The sequence below is a fragment of the Streptomyces sp. NPDC048370 genome, from assembly GCF_043200825.1.
Lineage (GTDB): Bacteria > Actinomycetota > Actinomycetes > Streptomycetales > Streptomycetaceae > Streptomyces.
The window spans coordinates 1-22559 of record NZ_JBICYI010000017.1 but is presented as its reverse complement, the minus strand read 5'-3'; the positions used below and the strand labels follow the sequence as shown (position 1 = coordinate 22559).

22 protein-coding genes and 2 tRNA genes are annotated in these 22559 nt (G+C 71.8%); 8 read left to right on the top strand and 16 right to left on the bottom strand.

Translation table 11 applies throughout. The annotated features are described in order from the left end of the window. Positions 1 to 56 precede the first annotated feature (56 nt). The 6 genes from pdxT to pgsA all read right to left on the bottom strand — a co-directional run bounded on the left by pdxT (position 57) and on the right by pgsA (position 5101). Positions 57 to 647 carry a pyridoxal 5'-phosphate synthase glutaminase subunit PdxT gene (gene pdxT / locus ACGFYP_RS29620; RefSeq protein WP_393499917.1) on the bottom strand — a complete coding sequence of 197 codons (591 nt, stop codon included), beginning with the start codon at positions 645 to 647 and terminating at the stop codon, positions 57 to 59. A 6-nt stretch (positions 648 to 653) separates the two neighbouring features. Then, the gene (gene pdxS, locus ACGFYP_RS29615; protein ID WP_361966643.1) at positions 654 to 1577 is read right to left on the bottom strand and encodes a pyridoxal 5'-phosphate synthase lyase subunit PdxS; all 924 of its coding nucleotides are present in this window, start codon (positions 1575 to 1577) and stop codon (positions 654 to 656) included. A 123-nt stretch (positions 1578 to 1700) separates the two neighbouring features. Then, the gene (locus ACGFYP_RS29610) at positions 1701 to 2243 is read right to left on the bottom strand and encodes a hypothetical protein (protein WP_361966641.1); all 543 of its coding nucleotides are present in this window, start codon (positions 2241 to 2243) and stop codon (positions 1701 to 1703) included. Positions 2244 to 2337: 94 nt separating this feature from the next. Further along, positions 2338 to 3501, bottom strand: a complete 1164-nt coding sequence (locus ACGFYP_RS29605) for a glycosyltransferase family 4 protein (protein ID WP_361966639.1) — start codon at positions 3499 to 3501, stop codon at positions 2338 to 2340. Further along, positions 3498 to 4424 (bottom strand): phosphatidylinositol mannoside acyltransferase, encoded by a 927-nt coding sequence (locus tag ACGFYP_RS29600; protein WP_393499912.1) that lies wholly within the window; start codon positions 4422 to 4424, stop codon positions 3498 to 3500. The genes ACGFYP_RS29605 and ACGFYP_RS29600 overlap by 4 nt, the downstream gene beginning before the upstream one ends. Further along, positions 4421 to 5101, bottom strand: coding sequence for a phosphatidylinositol phosphate synthase (pgsA, locus tag ACGFYP_RS29595; RefSeq protein WP_361966635.1), 681 nt, complete (start codon positions 5099 to 5101; stop codon positions 4421 to 4423). The genes ACGFYP_RS29600 and pgsA overlap by 4 nt, the downstream gene beginning before the upstream one ends. 252 nt (positions 5102 to 5353) lie before the next feature. Between pgsA and ACGFYP_RS29590 the strand changes: the two genes are divergently transcribed. Both ACGFYP_RS29590 and ACGFYP_RS29585 read left to right on the top strand, forming a co-directional pair. Then, on the top strand, positions 5354 to 7561 hold the full coding sequence (locus ACGFYP_RS29590) for an elongation factor G-like protein EF-G2 (protein ID WP_361966633.1): 2208 nt from the start codon (positions 5354 to 5356) through the stop codon (positions 7559 to 7561). A 227-nt stretch (positions 7562 to 7788) separates the two neighbouring features. After that, a complete protein-coding gene (locus ACGFYP_RS29585; RefSeq protein WP_361966631.1) occupies positions 7789 to 9447 on the top strand; it encodes a hypothetical protein in 1659 nt (552 codons plus the stop codon). A 49-nt stretch (positions 9448 to 9496) separates the two neighbouring features. Here the strand turns inward: ACGFYP_RS29585 and ACGFYP_RS29580 are convergent, their stop codons facing one another. Next, entirely contained in the window at positions 9497 to 10069 is a 573-nt protein-coding gene (locus tag ACGFYP_RS29580; protein WP_393499907.1) for an HIT family protein, read from the bottom strand. 66 nt (positions 10070 to 10135) lie between these two features. Between ACGFYP_RS29580 and ACGFYP_RS29575 the strand changes: the two genes are divergently transcribed. Further along, a complete protein-coding gene (locus ACGFYP_RS29575; RefSeq protein WP_393499904.1) occupies positions 10136 to 10813 on the top strand; it encodes a potassium channel family protein in 678 nt (225 codons plus the stop codon). 17 nt (positions 10814 to 10830) lie between these two features. On the opposite strand, the gene thrS is transcribed toward ACGFYP_RS29575, so the two are convergent. The 3 genes from thrS to ACGFYP_RS29560 all read right to left on the bottom strand — a co-directional run bounded on the left by thrS (position 10831) and on the right by ACGFYP_RS29560 (position 14831). Next, the gene (gene thrS, locus ACGFYP_RS29570) at positions 10831 to 12807 is read right to left on the bottom strand and encodes a threonine--tRNA ligase (protein ID WP_361966625.1); all 1977 of its coding nucleotides are present in this window, start codon (positions 12805 to 12807) and stop codon (positions 10831 to 10833) included. 180 nt (positions 12808 to 12987) lie between these two features. Then, positions 12988 to 14265 carry a hypothetical protein gene (locus tag ACGFYP_RS29565; protein WP_393499899.1) on the bottom strand — a complete coding sequence of 426 codons (1278 nt, stop codon included), beginning with the start codon at positions 14263 to 14265 and terminating at the stop codon, positions 12988 to 12990. Beyond that, on the bottom strand, positions 14265 to 14831 hold the full coding sequence (locus ACGFYP_RS29560; RefSeq protein WP_393499896.1) for a DUF4365 domain-containing protein: 567 nt from the start codon (positions 14829 to 14831) through the stop codon (positions 14265 to 14267). The genes ACGFYP_RS29565 and ACGFYP_RS29560 overlap by 1 nt, the downstream gene beginning before the upstream one ends. 120 nt (positions 14832 to 14951) lie before the next feature. Here ACGFYP_RS29560 and ACGFYP_RS29555 point away from each other — a divergent pair, with 120 nt between their 5' ends. Continuing rightward, positions 14952 to 15677 (top strand): 3'-5' exonuclease, encoded by a 726-nt coding sequence (locus ACGFYP_RS29555; protein ID WP_393499893.1) that lies wholly within the window; start codon positions 14952 to 14954, stop codon positions 15675 to 15677. 75 nt (positions 15678 to 15752) lie between these two features. On the opposite strand, the gene ACGFYP_RS29550 is transcribed toward ACGFYP_RS29555, so the two are convergent. Together ACGFYP_RS29550 and ACGFYP_RS29545 are read right to left on the bottom strand one after the other, a co-directional pair. Then, positions 15753 to 15824: transfer RNA gene (locus ACGFYP_RS29550), tRNA-Val, on the bottom strand. Positions 15825 to 15897: 73 nt separating this feature from the next. Further along, positions 15898 to 16365: an SRPBCC family protein gene (locus tag ACGFYP_RS29545; RefSeq protein ID WP_393499888.1), complete on the bottom strand. Its 468-nt coding sequence runs from the start codon at positions 16363 to 16365 to the stop codon at positions 15898 to 15900. Positions 16366 to 16449: 84 nt separating this feature from the next. On the opposite strand from ACGFYP_RS29545, the gene ACGFYP_RS29540 reads away from it, so the two are divergent. Then, positions 16450 to 18987, top strand: a complete 2538-nt coding sequence (locus tag ACGFYP_RS29540; RefSeq protein ID WP_393499885.1) for an SCO7613 C-terminal domain-containing membrane protein — start codon at positions 16450 to 16452, stop codon at positions 18985 to 18987. A 60-nt stretch (positions 18988 to 19047) separates the two neighbouring features. On the opposite strand, the gene ACGFYP_RS29535 is transcribed toward ACGFYP_RS29540, so the two are convergent. Further along, a tRNA-Val gene (locus ACGFYP_RS29535) sits at positions 19048 to 19122 on the bottom strand. A 54-nt stretch (positions 19123 to 19176) separates the two neighbouring features. Next, on the bottom strand, positions 19177 to 19599 hold the full coding sequence (locus ACGFYP_RS29530; protein WP_393499882.1) for a TIGR02611 family protein: 423 nt from the start codon (positions 19597 to 19599) through the stop codon (positions 19177 to 19179). A gap of 190 nt (positions 19600 to 19789) precedes the next feature. Here ACGFYP_RS29530 and ACGFYP_RS29525 point away from each other — a divergent pair, with 190 nt between their 5' ends. Beyond that, a complete protein-coding gene (locus tag ACGFYP_RS29525) occupies positions 19790 to 20203 on the top strand; it encodes an SsgA family sporulation/cell division regulator (RefSeq protein ID WP_015032345.1) in 414 nt (137 codons plus the stop codon). Positions 20204 to 20437: 234 nt separating this feature from the next. After that, on the top strand, positions 20438 to 20995 hold the full coding sequence (locus ACGFYP_RS29520; protein WP_393499879.1) for a CGNR zinc finger domain-containing protein: 558 nt from the start codon (positions 20438 to 20440) through the stop codon (positions 20993 to 20995). Positions 20996 to 21041: 46 nt separating this feature from the next. Here ACGFYP_RS29520 and ACGFYP_RS29515 read toward each other — a convergent pair whose 3' ends face one another. Continuing rightward, a complete protein-coding gene (locus ACGFYP_RS29515; RefSeq protein ID WP_393500247.1) occupies positions 21042 to 21209 on the bottom strand; it encodes a hypothetical protein in 168 nt (55 codons plus the stop codon). 123 nt (positions 21210 to 21332) lie between these two features. Further along, a complete protein-coding gene (locus ACGFYP_RS29510; protein WP_361966607.1) occupies positions 21333 to 21758 on the bottom strand; it encodes a hypothetical protein in 426 nt (141 codons plus the stop codon). Positions 21759 to 21926: 168 nt separating this feature from the next. Between ACGFYP_RS29510 and ACGFYP_RS29505 the strand changes: the two genes are divergently transcribed. Further along, positions 21927 to 22469, top strand: coding sequence for a DsbA family protein (locus ACGFYP_RS29505; RefSeq protein ID WP_393499876.1), 543 nt, complete (start codon positions 21927 to 21929; stop codon positions 22467 to 22469). The last annotated feature ends 90 nt before the right edge of the window (positions 22470 to 22559 follow it).

The following is a 22559-nucleotide window of genomic DNA, read 5'->3' as shown; positions in this document are numbered from 1 at the left end:
GTCTCCTTCGCGTCACCAATTTCTGAACGAACCCCAGAGATCCTACCGGGACCTCGTCACCGCGCGGCGCGCACCATGTCGACGAACAGGGCGTGGATGCGGTGATCGCCGGTGAGCTCCGGGTGGAACGAGGTCGCCAGGGCCTGACCCTGTCGCACGGCGACGATGTGGCCCTCGTGCTCGGCGAGGACCTCGACCTCGGCGCCGACGGACTCGACCCACGGGGCGCGGATGAAGACGCCCTCGACGGGGCCGTCCTCGATGCCGCGGACGGCGACGCCGGCCTCGAAGGACTCGTTCTGCCGCCCGAAGGCGTTGCGGCGGACGATCATGTCGATGCCGCCGAAGGTCTCCTGGCCCGAGCGCGGGTCGAGGATCTTGTCGGCGAGCATGATCAGGCCGGCGCAGGTGCCGTAGACGGGCAGGCCCGCGGCGATCCGCTCGCGCAGCGGCGCCATCAGGCCGAAGAGCTCGGCCAGCTTGGAGATGGTGGTGGACTCGCCACCGGGTATGACGAGGCCGTCGACCTCGGCGAGCTCCTCGGGGCGCCGGACCGGCCTGGCCACGGCGTCAGCCGCGGCCAGGGCGATCAGGTGCTCCCGTACGTCGCCCTGGAGGGCCAGGACACCGATCACGGGGGTGGTCATGAGTGATTACCAGCCGCGGTTGGCGTAGCGCTCGGACTCGGGGAGGGTGTCGCAGTTGATGCCGACCATGGCCTCGCCGAGGTTGCGGGAGGCGTCCGCGATGATCTTCGGGTCGTCGTAGAAGGTGGTGGCCTTCACGATGGCGGCGGCGCGCTTGGCCGGGTCGCCGGACTTGAAGATGCCGGAGCCGACGAAGACGCCCTCGGCGCCGAGCTGGCGCATCAGCGCGGCGTCGGCGGGGGTGGCGACGCCACCGGCGGAGAACAGCACGACCGGCAGCTTGCCGAGCTCGGCGACCTCCTTGACGAGCTCGTACGGCGCGCGCAGGTCCTTGGCGGCGGCGAACAGCTCGTTGTTGTCGAAGCCGCGCAGCTTGGCGATCTCGTTCTTGATCTGGCGCAGGTGGCGGACGGCCTCGACGACGTTGCCGGTGCCGGCCTCGCCCTTGGAGCGGATCATGGCCGCGCCCTCGGCGATGCGGCGGAGGGCCTCGCCCAGGTTGGTGGCGCCACAGACGAAGGGGGTGGTGAAGGCCCACTTGTCGGAGTGGTTGACCTCGTCGGCCGGGGTGAGGACCTCGGACTCGTCGATGTAGTCGACGCCGAGGGACTGCAGGACCTGGGCCTCGACGAAGTGGCCGATGCGGGACTTGGCCATGACCGGGATGGAGACCGCGCCGATGATCTCTTCGATCATGTTCGGGTCGGACATCCGGGCCACGCCGCCGTCCTTGCGGATGTCGGCGGGGACCCGCTCCAGGGCCATGACGGCGACGGCGCCGGCGTCCTCGGCGATCTTCGCCTGCTCGGCGTTGACCACGTCCATGATCACGCCGCCCTTGAGCTGCTCGGCCATGCCGCGCTTGACGCGCGAGGTGCCGATCGCCGAGGAATCGTCGGACTGGGTGCTGCTGGGAAGCGTGGTGGACACGGGGGACCTCACTCGTGAAAGCGGTGCTGAGACAAGAGTGAGGAAACATTCCTCCACCAGTCCACATCAAGGGCCAATGGACAGCCGGTGGATCGTTTTCGTTGATTTCGCAGGTGACGGGGGTCAGGCCGGGCGATCGGCAAGGGCGACGGGCGGTTCGTCGTCCATTTCGAAGGCCAGCGGGAACGGGGCGTGGCCCGCGAGCCGGAACCAGCGCACCGTACGGTGGCGGCGCAGCGCCCGTGCGGCGCGCACGGCGTCGTTGTGGAACCTGCGGGCCATCGGTACGCGGCGGACGGCCGCCGCGAGCTCGCCCGCGGCCTCCTCGCCGCCCGGTGCCTCCCGTACCGCCTCGACCTGCTCGGGCTCGCCGAACACGGCGCGCAGCGCCTGGCTCAGCTCGCTCTCGGCGACCTCACGCTGGTCCTCCTCGGCCTGCCGGGCGGCGTGAGCGGCCTCGTAGAGCACGATCGAGGCGGCCGGGTCGAGCACTCCGGACGTGGCCAGCTCCTGGGCGACCGAGGCGCGGCGCAGCAGCTGGGCGTCGAGGGCGGCGCGGGCCGCGTCGATCCGCGCGTGCAGCCGGTCGAGGCGGCCGGCGGTCCAGCTGAGGTACAGGCCGATCGCGATCAGCGCGACGACGGTCCAGATCAGGGTTTGGGTCACGGGCGCACAGGCTACCGGGGCGGCGGTGACGGCCGGGATCGGCATGGGTTGTGGGTATCTGTTCCGCCCGGGAACAGATACCCACGGACAGGCCCTAGTCCCGCGACGCCAGGCCCAACCTCGCCCGCAGGCCCACGCGTTCGTCCGTCGCCACCGAGGCCGCGCCGTCCGTCACCGTCTCGTAGACCGCGAGGATGTCCGCGCCCACCGTCGACCAGTCGAAGCGCCGCACGTGCGCGCTGCCGCGCTTGCGCAGCTCCTCGCGCCTGGCCTCGTCGCCGAGCAGCCGGATCGCCGCGTCCGCCAGCGCGTCCGCGTCCTCGTTGGTGAAGAGTTCGCCCGCCGCGCCCTGGTCCAGGACCTGGGCGAAGGCGTCCAGGTCGGATGCGAGGACGGGAGCGCCCGCCGACAGCGCCTCGACCAGGATGATCCCGAAGCTCTCGCCGCCGGTGTTCGGCGCCACGTACACGTCGACGCTGCGTAGCAGCCGCGCCTTGTCCTCGTCGCTGACCATGCCGAGGAACTGGACCCGGTCCCGCATCTCGCGCGGCAGCGAGGCCACCGCCTCCTCCTCGTCACCGCGCCCGGCGACCAGGAGCCGCGCCCCCGGCCGTTCGGTGAGGATCTTCGGCAGGGCCTTCATGAGGACCGGGAGGCCCTTCCTCGGCTCGTCGATCCGTCCGATGAAGCCCAGGGTCTCGCCCTGCCACTCCTCCTTCGGCTCGGCCCTCGCGAAGAAGTCGACGTCGACGCCGTTGGGGATGACGACCGCGTCGCCGCCCAGGTGCTCCACCAGTGTCCTGCGCGCGTACTCACTCACCGCGATCCGCGCGCTGATCTTCTCGAGCGCGGGCTGCAGGATCGGGTACGCGGCGATCATCGCCCGCGAGCGCGGGTTCGAGGTGTGGAAGGTGGCGACGATCGGCCCCTGCGCCGCCCAGCAGCTCAGCAGGCCGAGCGAGGGGGAGGCCGGCTCGTGGATGTGGATGACGTCGAAGGTGCCGTCGTGCAGCCAGCGCCGTACCCGCGCCGCCGAGAGGAAGCCGAAGTTCAGCCGCGCCACGGAGCCGTTGTACGGCACCGGAACGGCGCGCCCCGCCGAGACGACGTAGGGCGGGAGCGGTGTCTCGTCGTCGGCGGGGGCGAGCACCGAGACCTCGTGGCCGAGCCTGATCAGGTGCTCGGCGAGGTCCCGGATGTGGAACTGGACGCCGCCCGGCACGTCCCACGAGTAGGGGCAGACGATGCCGATCTTCATGGCCGTGGCTCCTCGTCGAGCGGCGGGCGCTCCTCCAGGTCCTTCAGCCACAGTCGCTGCAGCATGTGCCAGTCCTCCGGGTGGTCCGCGATTCCCTCGGCGAAGGCGTCGGCCAGCGCCTGTGTCATCACAGACGTCTTCTCGGACCGCGTACCTGACTCGGGTACGTCGACCGGCGGATGGATCTGCCCCTTCATGACCGGGGTGTCGTCGTACCAGAGCGTCACCGGCAGCAGCAGCGCGCCCGTCTGCTGGGCGAGCAGCGCCGGCCCCGCCGGCATCCGCGCCGTCTCACCGAAGAAGGTGACCTCGGTGCCCGAGGCCGACAGGTCACGGTCGGCGACCAGACAGATCAGGCCACCGTCCCGCAGCCGCCGTGCGAGCGTCCCGAAGGCGGAGCCTCCGGAGTGCGGCAGGACCTCCATGCCCAGCGACTCGCGGTAGGCGACGAACCGGTCGTACAGCGTCTCCGGCTTGAGCCGCTCCGCGACCGTCGTGAACGGCACGCCGAGCGAGCGGGTCACCCACACGCCGGCGAGGTCCCAGTTGGCCAGGTGGGGCAGCGCGAGTACGACGCCACGGCCCGAGGCGAGACCGTCCCGCAGATGGTGGACGCCCTTGATGTCGATGCCGCTGTCGACCCGCTCCTTGGTCCAGGTCGGCAGCCGGAAGGACTCCATCCAGTACCGCATGTACGAGCGCATGCCGGCCTTGGAGAGCTCGGCGAGCTGCGCGGGCGTGGCGTCGGGCACCACGCGCGCGAGGTTGGACTCCAGACGCAGCACGCTCTTGCCGCGCCGCTTCCAGGCGGTGTCGGCGATCCGCCGGCCGAGCCCGGCCGCCACCGGCTCCGGCAGCTTCTTCACGGTCGCCCAGCCGAGCCCGTACAGGGAACCGGTCAGCCGGTCCTTCATCCCGCTCATGACGTCGCCTCGTTCCCCCGCGCGCCGGGCGCGTCCGCTGCGGCGGCCGCGTCGGCCTCCGCCGATTCCCGCCGTACGGTGACCACCCGCTGGCCGAGGGTCACCGCGCTGCCCACTGCCACGATCCACAGCGCGATCGGCAGCAGGACGTCGATGCCCGGCACGCCGAAGGCGTGGAGCCCGGCGAGCCCCGCGGCGACCAGCGAGATCACGAGCCGCTCGGCCCGTTCCACCAGGCCGTTGACCGCGACCGGCAGGCCGATCGATTCACCGCGCGCCTTGGTGTACGAGACGACCTGGCCGCTGGCCAGGCAGAAGATGGAGACCGCGCACATCACGTTGTCGTTGCCCGTACCCGCGTACCAGAGCGCGAAGCCACCGAAGATGGCGCCGTCTGCGACCCGGTCGAGGGTCGAGTCGAGGAACGCGCCCCAGCGGCTGGAGATCCCCGCCTGCCGGGCCATGTTCCCGTCGACCAGGTCGGAGAAGACGAAGAGGGTGATGACGATCGTGCCCCAGAAGAACTCTCCCCTGGGGAAGAAGACCAGGGCTCCCGCCATCACTCCGGCCGTGCCGATGAGCGTGACCGCGTCGGGGCTGACCCCCCTGCGGAGCAGAAACGCGGCGAACGGTGTGAGGACACGCGTAAAAAATGCACGCGCGTACTTGTTCAGCATGGCCTTCCCGAGGTTCGGTGGGCCGCGCGGCCCAAACGACCACCGGCCCGCCCATCGTAGCCAGCGAGGCTCCCGCCGGACCGCCGGGCACCCGTCCGTCGCGTCGCGTACGACGTATGGACGCACCATGACGTCGGTGCAAAGCTCGAAGGACAACCGCGGGCACCTCCGGAGCTGCCCAGCGTCTCCCCCCGCGCCCGCGCCCCGCCTCACCGTGCGAGCGAGCGGTGCAAGCGATCGGGAGGACCCATCATGGGCGACAAGGCGAACGCACACTCCGGGGCCGCCGGCAGGGCTCCGACGGCCGACCGGCCCTCGGCCGTACGGAACGTGGTGCTGGTCGGCCACAGCGGATCGGGAAAGACGACCCTCGTCGAGGCGCTCGCGCTGACCGCCGGAGCGGTCAACCGGGCCGGACGGGTCGAGGACGGCGGAACGCTCTCCGACCACGACGAGATCGAGCACCGCCAGCAACGCTCCGTACAGCTCTCGCTCGTCCCCCTCGAATGGGGCGGGTGCAAGATCAACCTCCTCGACACACCCGGATACGCCGACTTCGTCGGGGAGCTGAGGGCCGGTCTGCGCGCGGCGGACGCGGCCCTCTTCGTCGTCTCGGCCGCCCAGGAGCCCGAGGCGATCGCCGGGTCGACCCGGATGGTGTGGGAGGAGTGCGCGGCCGTCGGCATGCCCCGCGCCATCGTCGTCACGCATCTGGACACCGCCCGTACCGGCTTCGACGAGCTGACCTCCGTCTGCTCCGCCGTCCTCGGCGGGGACGATCCCGACGCCGTCCTGCCCCTCTATCTGCCCCTGTCCGGTGCCGAGGCGCCGGACGGGCACGCGCCGACCACCGGTCTGGTCGGGCTGCTCTCGGAGCGGATCTTCGACTACTCCACGGGCGTACGGCAGGAGAGCCCGCCGGACGACGCCCAGCGGCCGCTGATCGCCGAGGCCCGCAACCGGCTCATCGAGGGGATCATCGCCGAGAGCGAGGACGAGACCCTGATGGACCGCTATCTCGGCGGCGAGGACATCGACATCAAGTCGCTCATCGACGACCTGGAGAAGGCCGTCGCCCGGGGCACCTTCCACCCGGTGCTCGCAGCGGCGCCCGCCTCGGACGGGGGGAAGCAGGGGCTCGGCACCGTCGAGCTGCTCGAACTGATCACCGGCGGCTTCCCGACCCCGCTGGAGCGCGAGGCCCCCGCGGTGACCACACCGGACGGCGTGCCAAGGCCCGCGCTCACCTGCGACCCCGACGGGCCGCTCGTCGCCGAGGTCGTCAAGACCGCCTCCGACCCGTACGTCGGCCGGATCTCGCTGGTCCGGGTCTTCTCCGGCACCCTGCGACCGGACGAGACGGTCCATGTGTCGGGGCACGGCCTCGCCGACCGGGGCCACGAGGACCACGACGTCGACGAGCGGGTCGGCGCGCTGACCTCGCCCTTCGGCAAGCAGCAGCGTCAGCTGGGCCGGTGCATCGCGGGCGACCTCGCGTGCGTGGCCAAGCTGGGGCGCGCGGAGACCGGTGACACGCTCTCCAGCAAGGACGATCCGCTCCTGATGGAGCCCTGGACGATGCCCGATCCGCTGCTGCCGCTCGCGATCGAGGCGCACAGCAAGGCCGACGAGGACCGGCTATCGCAGGGGCTCGCGCGGCTCGCCGCCGAGGACCCGACCATGCGCCTCGAACAGAACCAGGACACCCATCAGGTCGTCCTGTGGTGTCTGGGCGAGGCGCACATGGACGTGGCGCTGGAGCGCCTGCGCAGCAGGTACGGGGTGCAGGTCGACACCGTTCCGCACAAGGTGGCGCTCCGCGAGACCTTCGGCGGACCCTCGGCGGGGCGGGGCAGGCACGTCAAACAGTCCGGTGGCCACGGCCAGTTCGCGATCTGCGAGATCGACGTCGAGCCGCTGCCCCCGGGCAGCGGGGTGGAGTTCGTCGACAAGGTGGTGGGAGGGGCGGTTCCGCGCCAGTTCATCCCATCCGTCGAGAAGGGCGTACGGGCGCAGGCAGCGCGCGGGGTCGCGGCCGGTCATCCGCTGGTCGACGTACGGATCACGCTGCGGGACGGCAAGGCCCACTCGGTCGACTCCTCCGACGCCGCGTTCCAGACCGCCGGCGCCCTGGCCTTGCGCGAGGCGGCGGCCGAGGCGAGCATCCGCCTCCTGGAGCCGGTGGCCGAGGTGGGGGTCCTCGTACCGGACGAGTACGTGGGGCCGGTGATGAGCGATCTGTCCGGGCGGCGCGGCCGTGTCGTCGGCACCGAACAGGCCGGGCAGGGACGGACGTTGGTCCGCGCGGAGGTCCCGGAGATCGAGATCGGCCGGTACGCGGTCGACCTCCGCCAGATCTCGCACGGCACCGGCCGCTTCGACCGCTCGTACGCCCGTCACGAGGCGATGCCGCCCCAACTCGCGGAGAAGATCCGCGAACAGGCCGAGAAGGGTTCGTAGGGCCCGCCGGGCCGGGTTCGGGGCGCGCCAGGTCGCGCGACGACGCGGGTCACGGAGGCCGGATGCCGACGGTCCAACTCCCGTCCCGGGGGCGGCATTCGGCCGACCCGTGACGCATCCGTCGCGACCCGGCTACGCTGTGGTGCCCAGCTCAGCAGGTGTGCGGGGCGCGGTAGTCGGGAACAGGCCGCAGAGGAATACGCGGTGAACCACGCGGGCACGCGGCGATGGGGGCATCAGTGACGATCGGAAGTTTCGGACCCGGGGCGCAGATTCCCCTGCAGGGCTCGGACGGACAGACGGCGGCCACCCATGCCCTGGCCTCCGCCGCGTACCGCGACAGCCCGGTGGAAGCGATCCTGGACGCCAACAACGACTGGCACAAGTCCAAGGTCACCGACGGGAAATGGGCGAAGCTCTTCCGCCCCGACCTCGGCGAGGCCTTCTCGCGCGCGGTGCAGGTGCGGATGCTCGGCGGTGCCCGCAAGGCGCTCATCCAGTCCTTCGGCACCGACCCGCAGCCCGTGGTCGAGCACTGCCTGGCCGCCACCGGCATCCGCAAGCGGCGGGACGTCAAACTGACCCTGGTCACCTTCGTCTTCGGGGTCCTGTTCCTGCCGGGTCTGCTGCTCTGGCTCGGCGTGATCCAGCTGCGCCGGATGGTCGCCGGCTCGGCGAACAGGCGGACGAGCGCGGTGGGCACGGTGATCCTGGTCGCCGCGGGCCTGCTCGCGGCGCTGGTCCTGATCAAGCTGCCGATCACCGGCGTCCTGTCCGTCTACGTCCGCGCGATGATCGTCGCCCCGGTCGTCGGCTGGTTCCTCGCCAAGCGGATCTGCGAGTCCACCGCCGTCGACCTGCGGGAGCGCTGGACCGCCCTGCTGAGCGGCGGCGGCATCGGCGCCAAGATCCCCGAGGCGGTCCCCGGGGACCCGGGCGAGAAGTCCGCGGAGGAACTGCGCCAGAACCTGGAGAAGCTCTCCGCCGAGCAGCAGTCCAACATCGTCTTCTACGCGGGCCCCAAGGGAATACTGGGCATGGGCACCCGCTGGGGCAGCTGGACGCTCGCCGAGGAGCTGATCCCCAAGGACGGGCGCGAGATCCACGCCTTCCGCGCCTGGGACGTCGTACGGAAGATCCACGACCAGCTCACGATGCTGGAGCGGGGCTCCCTGAAGACCGGCTTCCCCAAGCCGACCGTCAAGCACTGGGTCGTCTCCCCCGTCGGCGAGGGCGCCGACGAGGTCGCCAGGCCCGACGGCGACAACATCGTCCACTTCCAGGTCAAGCCGCACGAGATACAGCGCATCTGCAACGACCAGCAGTTCGGCAGCGGCAACCGGCACTACCTCGGCGTGCAGTTCACGCTCTGGGACGGCCAGCTCGTGCTCACGATGATGATCACGGTGACCTCGCTCCACCACACCCTGCGCGTGGAGGTCACCGGGCACGCGCTCGGCCCGGTCCACTCGCTCTTCACCACCAAGCCCAAGGCGAAGACGAAGGAGGTCTCCAAGACGGTCCGCTTCTGGGAGACCCGGGAGATCCAGCTGCCGCTCCTGGAGACGGACGAGATCGTCCGCAAGGCGGTCCGCGCCCCGCTGACCTGGTTCCCGCCGATCCTGGACTTCCTCGGCGGCAAGCTGGTCCTGCCGGAGCCCTTCGGGCTGCGCCACGCCTGGGCGGCGGCGCCCTGGCGGCACCGCTTCATGGCCGACGACGCGATCCGCGCCGCGACACCGGTGATGCGCGCGGTCCACGCGGCGACGATCGCGGTGCTCGACGACCACGGCGTGGACACGGAGCGCTTCACCAACCGCTCGCTGATCCTGAGCGGTGCCGTCCAGGACCCGGGCACGAAGAAGGCCGACACCTACGACGCGTAGGCTCCACGCGCCCGGGGCGACGCCACGCGGTGCGGGCGCGCCCGGGGCGCTAGGCGAGCTCCGAGGTGGCCGGCCAGGCGGCGGCGAGCATCGCGCGGGTGTCGGCGAGGAGCTGCGGCAGCACCTTGGTGTGCCCGACGACCGGCATGAAGTTGGTGTCGCCGCCCCACCGGGGCACGACGTGCTGGTGCAGGTGGGCGGCGATGCCGGCGCCCGCCACCCCACCCTGGTTCATGCCGATGTTGAAGCCGTGCGCGCCGGAAGCGGCCCGCAGCGCGATCATCGCCCGCTTGGTGAACTCACCGAGCTCGGCGGTCTCCGGCGCGTCCAGATCCGTGTAGTCGGCCACGTGACGGTACGGGACCACCATCAGGTGGCCGCCGTTGTACGGGTAGAGGTTGAGCACGGCGTACACCTTCTCGCCCCGCGCGATCACGAGCCCGTCCTCGTCCGACTTCGACGGAATCACGCAGAACGGACAGCCGTCCTCGGCCCCCGGCCCGGTCGGCTTGTTCTCCCCCTGGATGTACGCCATCCGGTGAGGCGTCCACAGGCGCTGGAACGCGTCCTGCGTCCCCACTCCGATCTGCTGCTCCGGCTCAATCGTCATGCTGTGCAGCATATTGCTTCGCCCGTTCGGAACGTGTCGCCGGGGCGTTGATCACGCCGCCTCGGAGATGCTGATCCGATGAACGAGAGGCAGGACAGGCAAGAGCGCTGGGACCGGCGCATGGAGGCACCGCTCACGGTGGCGTCCCTGCTCTTCCTCGTCGGGTACGCGGTGCGGGTCCTGGCCAGCGGCCTCGACCAGGTCTGGCTGGACCTCTGCCTGACGGTCACGCTCATGGCCTGGGTCGTCTTCATCGTCGACTACACGGTCCGGTTCCGGCTCAGCGGCCTCGGCCCGCTGCGCTTCGTCCGCGCGCATCTCCTGGGCACGGTGATCCTGGTGCTGCCACTGCTGCGGCCCTTGCAGATGGTGAAGATCTACGACCGGATCCAGCGCCGCCGCGACCAGCCGCGCCTCAGCCTCTACGGACGGGTCATGGCCTACTCCAGTCTCACGGTGGCCCTGCTCGGGTTCGCGTGCGCGCTCGCCGTCTTCCAGCACGAGCGCGGAGTCCCGGGTGCCACGATCCGTACCTTCGGCGACTCGGTCTGGTGGGCCGCCGAGACGCTGACGACGGTGGGGTACGGGGACGTGACCCCGGTGACCCCGATCGGCCGGACCATCGCGGTGGGGCTGATGGCCTGCGGGGTCGCGCTGATCGGAGCCGTGACGGGGTCGTTCTCGTCCTGGCTGATCCAGTCCTTCACGCGGGAGGACGAGAAGAGGCCCCCGGGGGGTTCCCCGGGGGCCTCCTGAGCTCAGGTCGCGGACGGTCAGACCTGGACGCGCTCCTCGACGACCTTGGCGATCTTGGCGATGGCCTCGTCGACGGGGATGCCGTTCTCCTGCGAACCGTCGCGGTAGCGGAAGGAGACGGCACCGTTGGCCATGTCCTCGTCACCCGCGATGATCATGAACGGGACCTTCTGCTTCTGCGCGTTGCGGATCTTCTTCTGCATCCGGTCCGAGGACGCGTCGACGTCCACCCGCAGCCCCTGCTTCTTCGCCTTGGCGGAGAACTCCTGGAGGTACGGGATGTGGGCGTCGCCGATCGGGATGCCGGTCGCCTGGACGGGGGCCAGCCACGGCGGCATGGCGCCCGCGTAGTGCTCCAGGAGCACGGCGAAGAAGCGCTCGATGGAGCCGAACAGCGCGCGGTGGATCATGACCGGACGCTGCTTGGTGCCGTCGGGTCCGGTGTACTCCAGGTCGAAGCGCTCCGGCAGGTTGAAGTCCAGCTGCACGGTCGACATCTGCCAGGTACGGCCGATGGCGTCGCGCGCCTGCACGGAGATCTTCGGGCCGTAGAACGCGGCGCCGCCCGGGTCGGGGGTGAGCGGGAGGCCCTGCTTCTCGGCGACCTGCTGGAGGACCGCGGTGGCCTCCTCCCAGATCTCGTCCGAGCCGACGAACTTCTCCGGGTCCTTGGTGGACAGCTCCAGGTAGAAGTCGGTCAGGCCGTAGTCGCGCAGCAGGTTCAGGACGAAGGTGAGGGTCTTGTCCAGCTCCTCCGCCATCTGCTCCTTGGTGCAGTAGATGTGCGCGTCGTCCTGGGTGAAGCCCCGGGCGCGGGTCAGGCCGTGCACGACGCCGGACTTCTCGTACCGGTACACGGTGCCGAACTCGAAGAGGCGCAGCGGCAGTTCACGGTACGAACGCCCGCGCGCGTCGAAGATCAGGTTGTGCATCGGGCAGTTCATGGGCTTGAGGTAGTAGTCCACGCCCTCGTCGAGCTGCATGGGGGGGTACATGCCCTCGGCGTACCAGTCGAGGTGGCCCGACTTCTCGAACAGCTTGCCCTTGGTGGCGTGCGGCGAGTAGACGAACTCGTAGCCCTCCTCCTCGTGGCGCTTGCGCGAGTAGTCCTCCATGACCCTGCGGATGATGCCGCCCTTGGGGTGGAAGACGGCGAGGCCGGAGCCGATCTCGTCCGGGATGGAGAAGAGGTCCAGCTCGTTGCCGAGCTTGCGGTGGTCGCGCTTCTCGGCCTCGGCGAGGAAGTCGAGGTGGGCCTTCAGCTCGTCCTTCGACGGCCAGGCGGTGCCGTAGATGCGCTGGAGCATCGGGTTCTTCTCGCTGCCGCGCCAGTAGGCGGCGGCGTTGCGCATCAGCTTGAACGCCGGGATGTTCCGGGTGGTGGGCAGGTGCGGGCCTCGGCAGAGGTCCTTCCAGCACAGCTCGCCGGTCTTGGCGTCCAGGTTGTCGTAGATGGTCAGCTCGCCGCCGCCCACCTCGACGTTGGCGCCGTCGTCGGTCGACGCGGAGCCCTTGATGCCGATGAGCTCCAGCTTGTACGGCTCGTCGGCGAGCTCCTCGCGGGCGCCCTCGTCGGTGACCACACGGCGGGAGAAGCGCTGACCCCGCTTCTGGATCTCCTGCATCTTCTTCTCGATGGCCTTGAGGTCCTCGGGGGTGAACGGCTTCTCGACGTCGAAGTCGTAGTAGAAGCCGTCCCGGACCGGCGGGCCGATGCCCAGCTTGGCCTCGGGGAAGAGTTCCTGCACGGCCTGGGCCATGACGTGCGCGGTGGAGTGGCGCAGGATGTCGAGGCCGTCGGGGGAGGAGATCTCGACGGGCTCGACGACGTCGCCCTCGGCGACGACGTAGGTGAGGTCCTTCAGCTCACCGCCGACGCGGGCGGCGATCACGGACCGGTCGTCGGCGAACAGCGCGCCGGCGGTGGTGCCCGCGCTCACCGCCCGATCCTCGGCTCCTGAGGCGGACTGGACGGTCACACGGACATCAGACACGAATGCTCTTTCCCTTGGGGCGCAGGCAGACACGACGTGCCGGCGCCGGCGACGCGCGGCAGAGACGAGGTGCCGCGTCGCTGTAAATCCTAAGGGCTAGGGGGTGTCTCGCCGATCGTGCCGGGCTCCCGACGCCCTGCGAGCCCGCCTCCGGGCGCCGGGAGCCGGGCTCGCCCGCCGTCACTCCCCCGGGCCGCAGGCCTCCTCGAAGAAGTCCAGGTTCTCGTGGAGCGACTTCATCAGCCGGTCCCGCTCCGCCTCGTCGACCTGGACCGGTACGACACCGGTGGCATCGGTCAGCCGCCGGAAGCCGCCCCGGCTCTCCAGCCGGCCGACCACCCTGATCGGCAGCCCCACCAGGTGCGCGTGCCCGGCCGTACGGTACGACTCCTCGTCCAGGGTCACCCGGACGTGCGGCACCTCGGCCCCGCCAAGCACCCGCAGCCGTACGGTCCCCTCACCGCGCGGCCCCGAGCGGCGCATCCGGACCACGGCCCCCGTGATCCGTACCGGCACGGACGGCTCGTCGGTCAGATAGCGGGCACCGGCCTCGCGCAGGGCCGGCAGGTCGCCCGCCGAGAACTCGACCGGCTCGGGCCGGGCGGCGCACCCGGCGGGCGTCCCGGCGGCGGGGGCCCACTCCAGCGCGATCCTGGCGCCCTCGGTGCCCCGCACGAGGGCGACGAGGGCCTCGGTCAGCTCACGGCTCACCCCCGCCTCGACGGCGGCGTCGAAGGCCTCCATCCCGCCCGTCGCCCGCTGGTAGTCGGCGGCCTCCCGCGCCGCGTACAGCGCGTGGTACAGCCGTACGGCGATGGCCCGGCCCGAGTCGACGGGCACGAACGCGGTCAGGCCCCGCCCGCCCGGCGCCGCCCCGACGACCACGGCCTCCAGGGACGCCTGCGCCTGGCGGCGGTGCCGGGCGCCGTAGTACCCGGCGCGTCCGCGCACGGCGAGGGCACCGGCGAGCAGCAGCTGCCGGGCGGCCGACCTGAGCTGTTCCTGGACGGTCCACGGCACGGTGCCCGCGGGGCCCGGCGGCACGTCGCGCCACCAGCGGATCTCGTCGCTGGGCACGGTCAGCCCGACCAGGACCTCCCGTGCCGAGGGCGCCGCACTGTGGGCGAGGGCGGTGAGCGCCTCGCCGAGCAGGTCCTCGCAGTCCGGGAAGGCGCGGCTCTCGGGCACGAGGAGGCTGGTGCCGCCGGAGGGGCCGCCCGTTCCGGGAGGTGTCCAGCGGCTGTAGCGGCCCGTGGCCCCGCCGCGCCGCCGCCAGCCGTGCCGGGCGAGCAGCGCGCCGAGGACCAGCGGGTCGACGCGTCCGGGGTCGGGCGAGCCCCCGGCGTCGGCCCAGGGGCCGCCGGGGAACTCGCCGGGGGTGGGGTGGGGTCGGAACGGTGGCAGAACGGGGCCGTACCCGGCCCCGCCGCCCTCCTGTTCGCCGATCGGCCTGTGCATCAAGGTCTCCCTCCCACGCCGACGCGGGTCATGATCTCGCACAGTGCCCGGTCGTCGAAGATCCGTGCCGTCGGTATGCGCACGGTCGTCCGCCGCCGCCCCGTCACCGGGTGGCCGGCCAGGTTGATCCAGTAGCAGCAGTGCCGCAGGTCCAGTCGGTCGTGCCCGGCCCGCAGCCAGTCCTCGCGGTCGCGCGGCACGATCATCACGACCAGGATCTTGTGCACCGAGACCGGGGTCCGCGCCAGCTTCACCAGATGGTCGTTGTCCAGGGTGAAGGAGAACGCGGGCCCGGGCGGCCGCGGCGGTATCTGGTAGGTGCACTTGAGCTGCACCTTGATGGTCACTTCGTCGTCGACGGTGTGGCCCGGAGCGCTGTGGCTCACGTGCCAGTCGATGCCGTTGTCCGGAAACGGCTGCGACAGCGAGCAGCCCGCCGCCGCCGCGACCGCATGCAGATATCCCACCTGGAGCGTCTCCATGCAGGCGGTGGTGGCGAGTGAGCCGCGAAGCGGTGCTGTCCGCTGAGGCGGCAGCCCTCCCGATTCGGGCTGGGCGAGCGCCATGTCAATTCCCTTCCCCGTCATCTGTGTTGTCACCGGTCCGCGTACGGGGCAAACAGCCCGGGTATCACCGATTCGGGCAGGGGGATCGCCATCTGCCGCAGAGGTGCGAGGAGTTCGGGGATGACGCACTGGTATGAGGGGCCCCTGGCCGCATTCGACACGGAAACCACGGGAGTTGACGTCGAGCAGGACCGGATCGTCTCGGCCGCGCTCGTCGTCCAGGACACGGCCGGCGGGCGTCCGCGGGTCACACGCTGGCTGGTCAACCCCGGGATTCCGGTGCCCTCTGCGGCCACGGAGGTCCACGGACTGACGGACGATCATCTACGACGCAACGGGCGCTGGCCTGCGCCCGTGATGGAGGAGTTGGGGCGGGCGCTCGCCGAGCAGTGCGCGGCGGGCCGGCCGCTGGTGGTGATGAACGCGCCCTTCGATCTGACGATCCTGGACCGAGAGCTGCGCCGTCACCGCGCCTCCTCACTGGGCCGCTATCTGGAGAACGCGTCGCTGTGCGTGCTGGATCCGCGCGTGCTCGACAAGCATCTGGACCGGTACCGCAAGGGCCGCCGGACGCTGACGGATCTCTGCGCGCACTACGGCGTCGAGCTGGACGGCGCGCACGACGCGGCGGCCGACGCGACGGCCTCGCTCGATGTCGTACGGGCGGTGGCGCGGCGGTTCGCGTCGCGGCTCGAACGGCTCTCGCCGGCGGAGCTGCACACCCTGCAGGCGGTGTGGCACGCGGCGCAGGCGCGGGGCCTTCAGGCGTGGTTCACGCGCAACGGGACGCCGGAGACGGTGGATCCGGCGTGGCCGCTCCGCCCGGAGCTGCGGACGGCCGCGTGAGACCGACCGCGTGCGGGCTCAGGGGCCGGGAATGCGGAAGGCCGGTCCGTCTTTCGACGGACCGGCCTGTCCCGGTGGGCGATACTGGGATCGAACCAGTGACCCCTTCGGTGTGAACGAAGTGCTCTCCCGCTGAGCTAATCGCCCGGGAACGGGTTGAACCATACAGCTTTCCGCGGGCTTCCTTCAAACTGCCCACCCGTCACCCGACCACCGCCCCTCATCGAGGGGCTTCGCCCGGCCCCTTCCATTTCAATCGCGCCGCGAGGCCCCGCTCTCCCGCGCGCATCATCAGCGCGTGGTTGGCGCGGAAGACGGGCCGCCCCGGGACCGCGAGCCGCCGCATCAGGGGGCTGGTCACCTCGACCTCCTGCTCGTACAGCGCGCGGGTTCCCGGGCCGCGGGACGTCAGGGTCCAGCGCGCCCAGCCCTCCAGGTCGCCGCGGAGCGCGACCTCCAGGACGCGGGCGTCGGGGTCGCGGAGCCGGGCCTCGGCGGTGACGACGAGGTCGTACGGGAGGAAGGAGCGGAACCGCGCGGTGCCGGTGACGTCGTCGACGGGGACGACCTCACGGACCTGGGGCCACCAGCGCGGGTACTCCTCGGCGCGTTCCAGCACCGCGTAGACCGCCTCGGGCGGGGCGGCCAACTGCCAGACGCTGCGGAAGCGGTAGCGGCACCAGTCCATGACCCCAGTGTGTACGTACTCAGCCCCGGAATTGAGTACCTGGACCCATGGTTCCGGAGTGTGGCCCGGCGCACACTCCGGGGCATGGACACTCCACTGCCACCCGCCGACGAACTGGTGCTCGTCGATCGTGAGCTGGCTCGACTCGATGCCCACAGGTCCCAGTTGCTGGCCCGCCGGGCCTGGCTGCTGCACGTCCTGCGGGCGCAGGTGCCGTCCCCGGCTCCCCAGCGGCCCGGGAGCGGCCCCGTGGCCGACTCGACCCCGCGCAGCGCGCAGAACGTGCTGCTCACGCTGGGCGGGGTGCTGCTGACGATCGCGGCGCTCGCCTTCACGCTGGTGAGCTGGGGCTCGATGGGGATCGGCGGCCGCGCGGCCGTCCTGGGCGTGGTGACGTCCGCGGCCCTCGCGGTGCCGGTGGTGCTGCTGCGCCGGGGGCTCGGCTCGACGGCGGAGGCGGTCGCGGCCCTGGGCCTGGTGCTGATGGTCCTGGACGCGTACGCGCTGCACCGGGTGGCACTGCCGGACACGGACGGGCTCGCGTTCACCGCCGTGGCCTCGGCGGTCCTCGCGGGCGCGTGGACGGCGTACGGAGCGTCGCTCGGACGGTTGCGGATCCCGCTGCCGGTGGCGGTGGTGACGGCTCAACTCCCCCTCCCCCTGGGCGCCCTGGCCGCCGACGGCGGCGCGCTCACGCTGGGCTGGGCGGCGCTCGCGACGGCGGTCGCGGACCTTGCGGTGGTGCTGTGGGTGAAGCCGGCGGCCGTACGGGGCACGGCGGCGGTGGCGGCCGGCGTCCTGGGCGGCTGGGCGCTGCTCACGGGTGGAGTCCGTTCCTTCACCTCTCCGCTCCCCGCGGGCGCGCTGCTGCTCGCCTGCGCGGCGGTGGCGCTGTGCGTGGCGTGGCGGGTGGCCCGGGCGGCGGTGGCCGCGTCGGTGGTGGCGGGTCTCGCGGTGGTCGCGGCGGCGGGCGGTCTGCTGCGCCCGGTGCTGCCGGGCGACTGGGAGGTGCCGGGGTACGTGCTGTGCGCGGTGGCCCTGGCGGGCGTCCTGCGCTCCTCGGCCCCGCGCGCGATGCGCGTCGGCCTGGCCGGTGCGGGCGCGGGGGTGCTCGCGCTGGGCGTGATGTGGGCGCTCCCGCCGGTGGCGGCCGGGCTCTTCGGGCCGATGGCGCGGACGGCCCCGGTCTGGTCGGGCACCCACGCGGAGCCCGTCCTCGCTCCGTACCCCTCGACGGCCCCGCTGGTCCTGCTCGTCGCGGCGACGGCCTGCGCGGCCTTGCCCCGACTGTGGTCCCGCTGCGTCGCCCTGTTGCTCGCCTGGGCGACCCTGACGGCCCTCCCGCTCTCCCTGGACCTTCCGTACGGCCCGACCCTCGCCCTCCAGCTCGTCACGACCGCGGCAGCCCTCCTGCTGGCGACGCGCCCCGGGGCGTTGACGCGGGGCCTCCCCGCTCCGGCCGAGGGCCCGACCTCGGGAGCGGCCGACGCGGACGCACCGGAAGCGGACGCCTCCGACGCGAGCGCGTCCGGCTCGGGTTCGGGCTCCGGCTCGGGCTCCGACTCCGGCTCGGGCTCCGGCTCGGGCTCCGGGGCGCAGTGGCCCGGCTGGGGGCCCGTCTCCGTCCCTGCGGCCGGCTCCGGCCCCGTTCCGCCTCGTGAGGTGTTCGGGTGGAGTGCGTTCGGCTGCGGGGCGGCGTCCGCGCTGAGCCTGGTCGCTCTGGCCCTGGACACCCGCGCGGCCACGTTCACCACGCTCGGGGTGCTGCTCGGGCTCTTCGCCGCGGTGGCGTTCCTCGCGGACGGCGCGCGGCGGATCGTGGCCGCCTGTGCGGCGGTCGTCGTGGGGGCCGGCCTGGTGTCCGCCGGGGCCGCGGCCGCCGAGTTCGAGGCCCACCGGACCGCTCTTGCGCTGCTCCTCGTCCCCGCGGCCACCGCCCTGCTCGGCGGGCGGCTGCGGCGCCACCCGGTCGCGCTTCCGGTGGAGCTCACCGGCGCGGCCGTGGCGCTGCTCGCGATCGTCACGGCCGTGCCCAGGCCCGCCGTCCTCGCGCTCGTCCTCGCCCTGGCCGGTGTGATCGCAGCCGCCACGGCCCTGCGGCCCGAGCGCCGCCCGTTCGCCTCGTGGACGGCGGCCGCGCTGTTCCTCCTGGCGACCTGGGTGCGGCTGGGCGCCTGGGAGGTGACGACCCCGGAGGCGTACACGCTGCCCGTCACCGTGCCCGCCCTGGTCGTGGGGGTGCTGAGGCGGCGCCGCGACCCGGAGTCCTCGTCCTGGGTGGCCTACGGCCCCGGGCTCGCGACCACGCTGGTGCCGAGCCTGTTCGCCGCCTGGGTGGACCTCGACTGGCCGCGCCCGCTGCTCCTCGGCGTCGCCGCGCTCGTGGTGACCCTGCTGGGGGCCCGGTTCCGGCTGCAGGCGCTGCTGGTGCTCGGTGGCGCGGTCCTCGCCCTCGACGCCCTGCACGAGCTGGCCCCGTACGTCGTCCAGGCCGTCGGCGCCCTCCCCCGCTGGCTGCCGCCGGCGCTGGCCGGGCTGCTGCTGCTCGCGGTCGGAGCGACGTACGAGCAGCGGCTGCGGGACGCCCGGAACCTCAGGGAGCGGCTCGGCCGGATGCGGTGACCCGGCCGGGGAACGCCGAAGGCCCGGAGACTTGATCGGTCTCCGGGCCTTCGGTCCGGGTGGTGGGCGATACTGGGTTCGAACCAGTGACCTCTTCGGTGTGAACGAAGCGCTCTCCCACTGAGCTAATCGCCCGGGCGCACCGCAAACATTACCGCATGTCAGCGGGTGCCCCGACCGTCCCCCAGGTCAGGTGTTGATCTTCCACGGCATGACGAAGCCGTACTTCCACAGGTAGAAACCGAGCAGCGCGCCGATGATCACCAGACCGATGGTGGTCAGGATGATGTTGCGCCGCCGCACCTTCGGGTCGAGCGCGCGCTGCGCCGCCTCGGTCACTTTCCGTTTCGTCCAGCGGAGCACGAGCTGTGCCCAGACGAATTCGGTGGCCCAGATCGCCATGCCGGCGAAGATCACCAGCCAGCCGGGGCCGGGCAGGGGCAGCATCACGACGCCGGCGCCCACCACCGCGAGACCCACGATGAAGACGCCGACCTGCCAGCTCAGGTGCAGGGTCCGGCGGGCCTTGATGAATTGGGGCGCCCGGGATCCCAGCTCGGGGTCCCCGTCGGCCGCGGACTCCCCGGTGCGCTCGTCACTCTCCGCATTCATGGTCACCAACTTACCGGACCGAGCGCTCTCACTCGTATGGCCGTATTACCCAAAGTCACACGCCCCCATACGAGCTACCTGAACGATCACAAAACAGACAGAGGGGTTTACAACGGCACCGTAGGTGGCATGTCGATTTCGCCGACGTGCGAATCCCCGAGCGCACACTGAGCGAAAGGCCCTGGCGCTTATGAACACCACGGTCAGCTGCGAGCTGCACCTGCGCCTCGTTGTGTCGAGCGAGTCCTCACTGCCTGTACCCGCGGGCCTGCGGTATGACACGGCCGATCCGTATGCCGTGCACGCCACCTTCCACACCGGAGCCGAAGAGACGGTCGAGTGGGTCTTCGCCCGCGACCTTCTCGCCGAGGGGCTGCACCGGCCCACCGGCACCGGCGACGTCAGAGTCTGGCCGTCCCGCAGTCACGGCCAAGGCGTCGTCTGCATCGCGCTGAGCTCCCCCGAGGGCGAAGCCCTGCTCGAAGCCCCTGCGAGGGCCCTGGAGTCGTTCCTCAAGCGGACCGACGCCGCAGTGCCACCCGGCACCGAGCACCGTCACTTCGATCTCGACACGGAGCTCTCCCACATCCTGGCCGACAGCTGAGCCAGGCCGAGAGCCGCACGGCGCCGTCCGACTCGGGGCGACGGCGCCGCGCGGACAACCACATACGGCGGACATCGGCGTCCTCACCGCGCAGCCGGCGCGGAGGAGGGCGCCGATGCCCGTTTTCGGCCCTCCGACGGCCATTCTCCGACCCCTCCCGGAGCCGCACGGCAAAACCGCTAGAGTCAGCGCAATTCCGCGGGCACCCGCCCGCAGCCGGCCAGGGAGCGAATCGTGCTGATCCCCCACGACACCCGGATCGCCCTCGACACCGTCGTCGATCTGATGAACACCGCGGCACAGGGCAACCGTGACGACGAGCTCGGGGACCTTCCCGCACTGCGCACCTTCGTCCAGGCCCACGACATCAGCGACGTCGGCCGGCTCACCGACCACGACCTGCGGGCCGTCCAGGACGTACGGGCGAGGTTCACGGCGATCTTCGCGGCTCCCGACGCCCGGATCGCGGCCACGCTGATCAACCAGCTGGTCGCCGCCGCGGGCACGACGCCGCAGCTCACCGACCACGACGGCTACGACTGGCACGTGCACTACTTCGCGCCGGGCGCCTCGGTCGCCGACCACCTCGCCGCCGACTGCGGCATGGCCCTGGCGTTCATCCTGGTGGCGGGCGAGCAGGAGCGACTGCGACGCTGCGAGGCCCCCGACTGCGGCCGGGCCTTCGTCGACCTCTCCCGCAACCGCTCGCGCCGCTACTGCGACAGCCGGACCTGCGGCAACCGCCTCCACGTCGCCGCGTACCGCGCACGCCGCAAGGAAGCCACCGGCTGATCCTGCCCGGACGGATCAGGCGCGAACCGGGCCGGCACGAGCCCCCTCACAGCAGGAAGAGGTCGTGCACGGCGGCGATCATGAGCAGGCAGCCGATCACCGCGAGGAAGATCATCAGTGGCGGTTGGGAGAGCGCGAACAGACAGCCGCGCGGCTCTTCGGTGGGGGCGGGGGCATGATCCCGCGAGGTATCCAGCATCTCGGGGGCGATCATGGCGCAGGGCCCCGCGAGTCGGCCCGCAACACGCCCCTCGGCCGCGGCAGTTCATCACATCCCGTGGACGCGGCCCTCGAAGGACCCGGCGGCTCCCGCCGTCCGCCGCGCGCGTCCCGACCGTCAGATGCCGTGCTTCTTCAGGATCGCCTCGATGTCGCTGAAGTCGTCCCCGCCCTTCTTGGCCTGCGGCTTCGGGGTCGCTCCCCGCTGACCGGCGCCGAGTGAGGGCGCGGAAGCGGCCGGTGCGACGGCATCGGGCACCTCGCTCCCCTCGGCCGCCTTACGGCCCGATCTGCGGCGCTCGACCGCCCGGCTCGTCATGAAGAGCGCCCAGGCCACGCCGAGCACGCCGAAGCCCGCCCAGGCCGTCGGGCTGAAGGCCGTGTCGAAGGCCCACTCCACCACGCCGGTCATGACCAGACCGATGGGCACCAGCGCATAGGCGGCGATCCGCGTCGCGGCGAGGAAACGCTTGCGGTACGCCGTGATCGCGGCGATGCCCAGTCCCGCCACGGACACCGCGGAAAAGATGGTCTCGGCGAGCATGCGATCCTCCTGGGCCAGGGCGATACGTCCCTTCCATCCTGCACCGGCGAGGGGCCCCGGGGCCATGTTCCGAGGCCGACCTCAGGGAGATCTCCGGGTCTTTCCCTGCGGGATCTCCTCCCCAGGTCCCGGTTGGGCCGCGCCGACGGAGGCTGGGAGACTGCTCCCATGAGCGACTCCACCACCCCGGCCGCCTCCCCCGTCACCGTGGAGGCCTGGTTCGACCTCCAGTGCCCCGACTGCTTCCGCGCCCTCGACGACGTCCGCGCGCTGCGCGAGAAGTACGGCGACCGGATCGACGTACAGCTGCGGCACTTCCCGCTGGAGAAGCACAAGCACGCGTACGCCGCCGCGCAGGCCGCCGAGGAGGCGACCGACCAGGGCAAGGGCTGGCCGTACGTGGAGGCGCTGCTTGCCAGGACCGAGGAACTGGGCGAGCGGGGCGAGCCGGTGCTCCTGGACGTCGCCCGCGAACTGGGCTTGGACGCCGAGGAGTTCGACACCGCCCTGATCGACGGCCGGCACCTGCTGACCGTCGACGCCGACCAGGCCGAGGGCAAGGCGATCAAGGTCACCGGCACCCCGACCTATGTCGTCGACGGCGAGCGCCTCGACGGCGGCCAGAGCCAGGACGGCCTGCGGGCGCGCATCGAGGAGATCGCCGACCGCCTGCTCACCGGCCAGGGCCTTTCGAAGCCGACCGAAGGCTAGGGTCTTTCGTTTGGATCAGGCCGGATCAGGGAGCGGGGTCTGGTGCCGTGCATCGCAAGGCGGAGGAGGGCGTCATGGCGGAGCCATGGC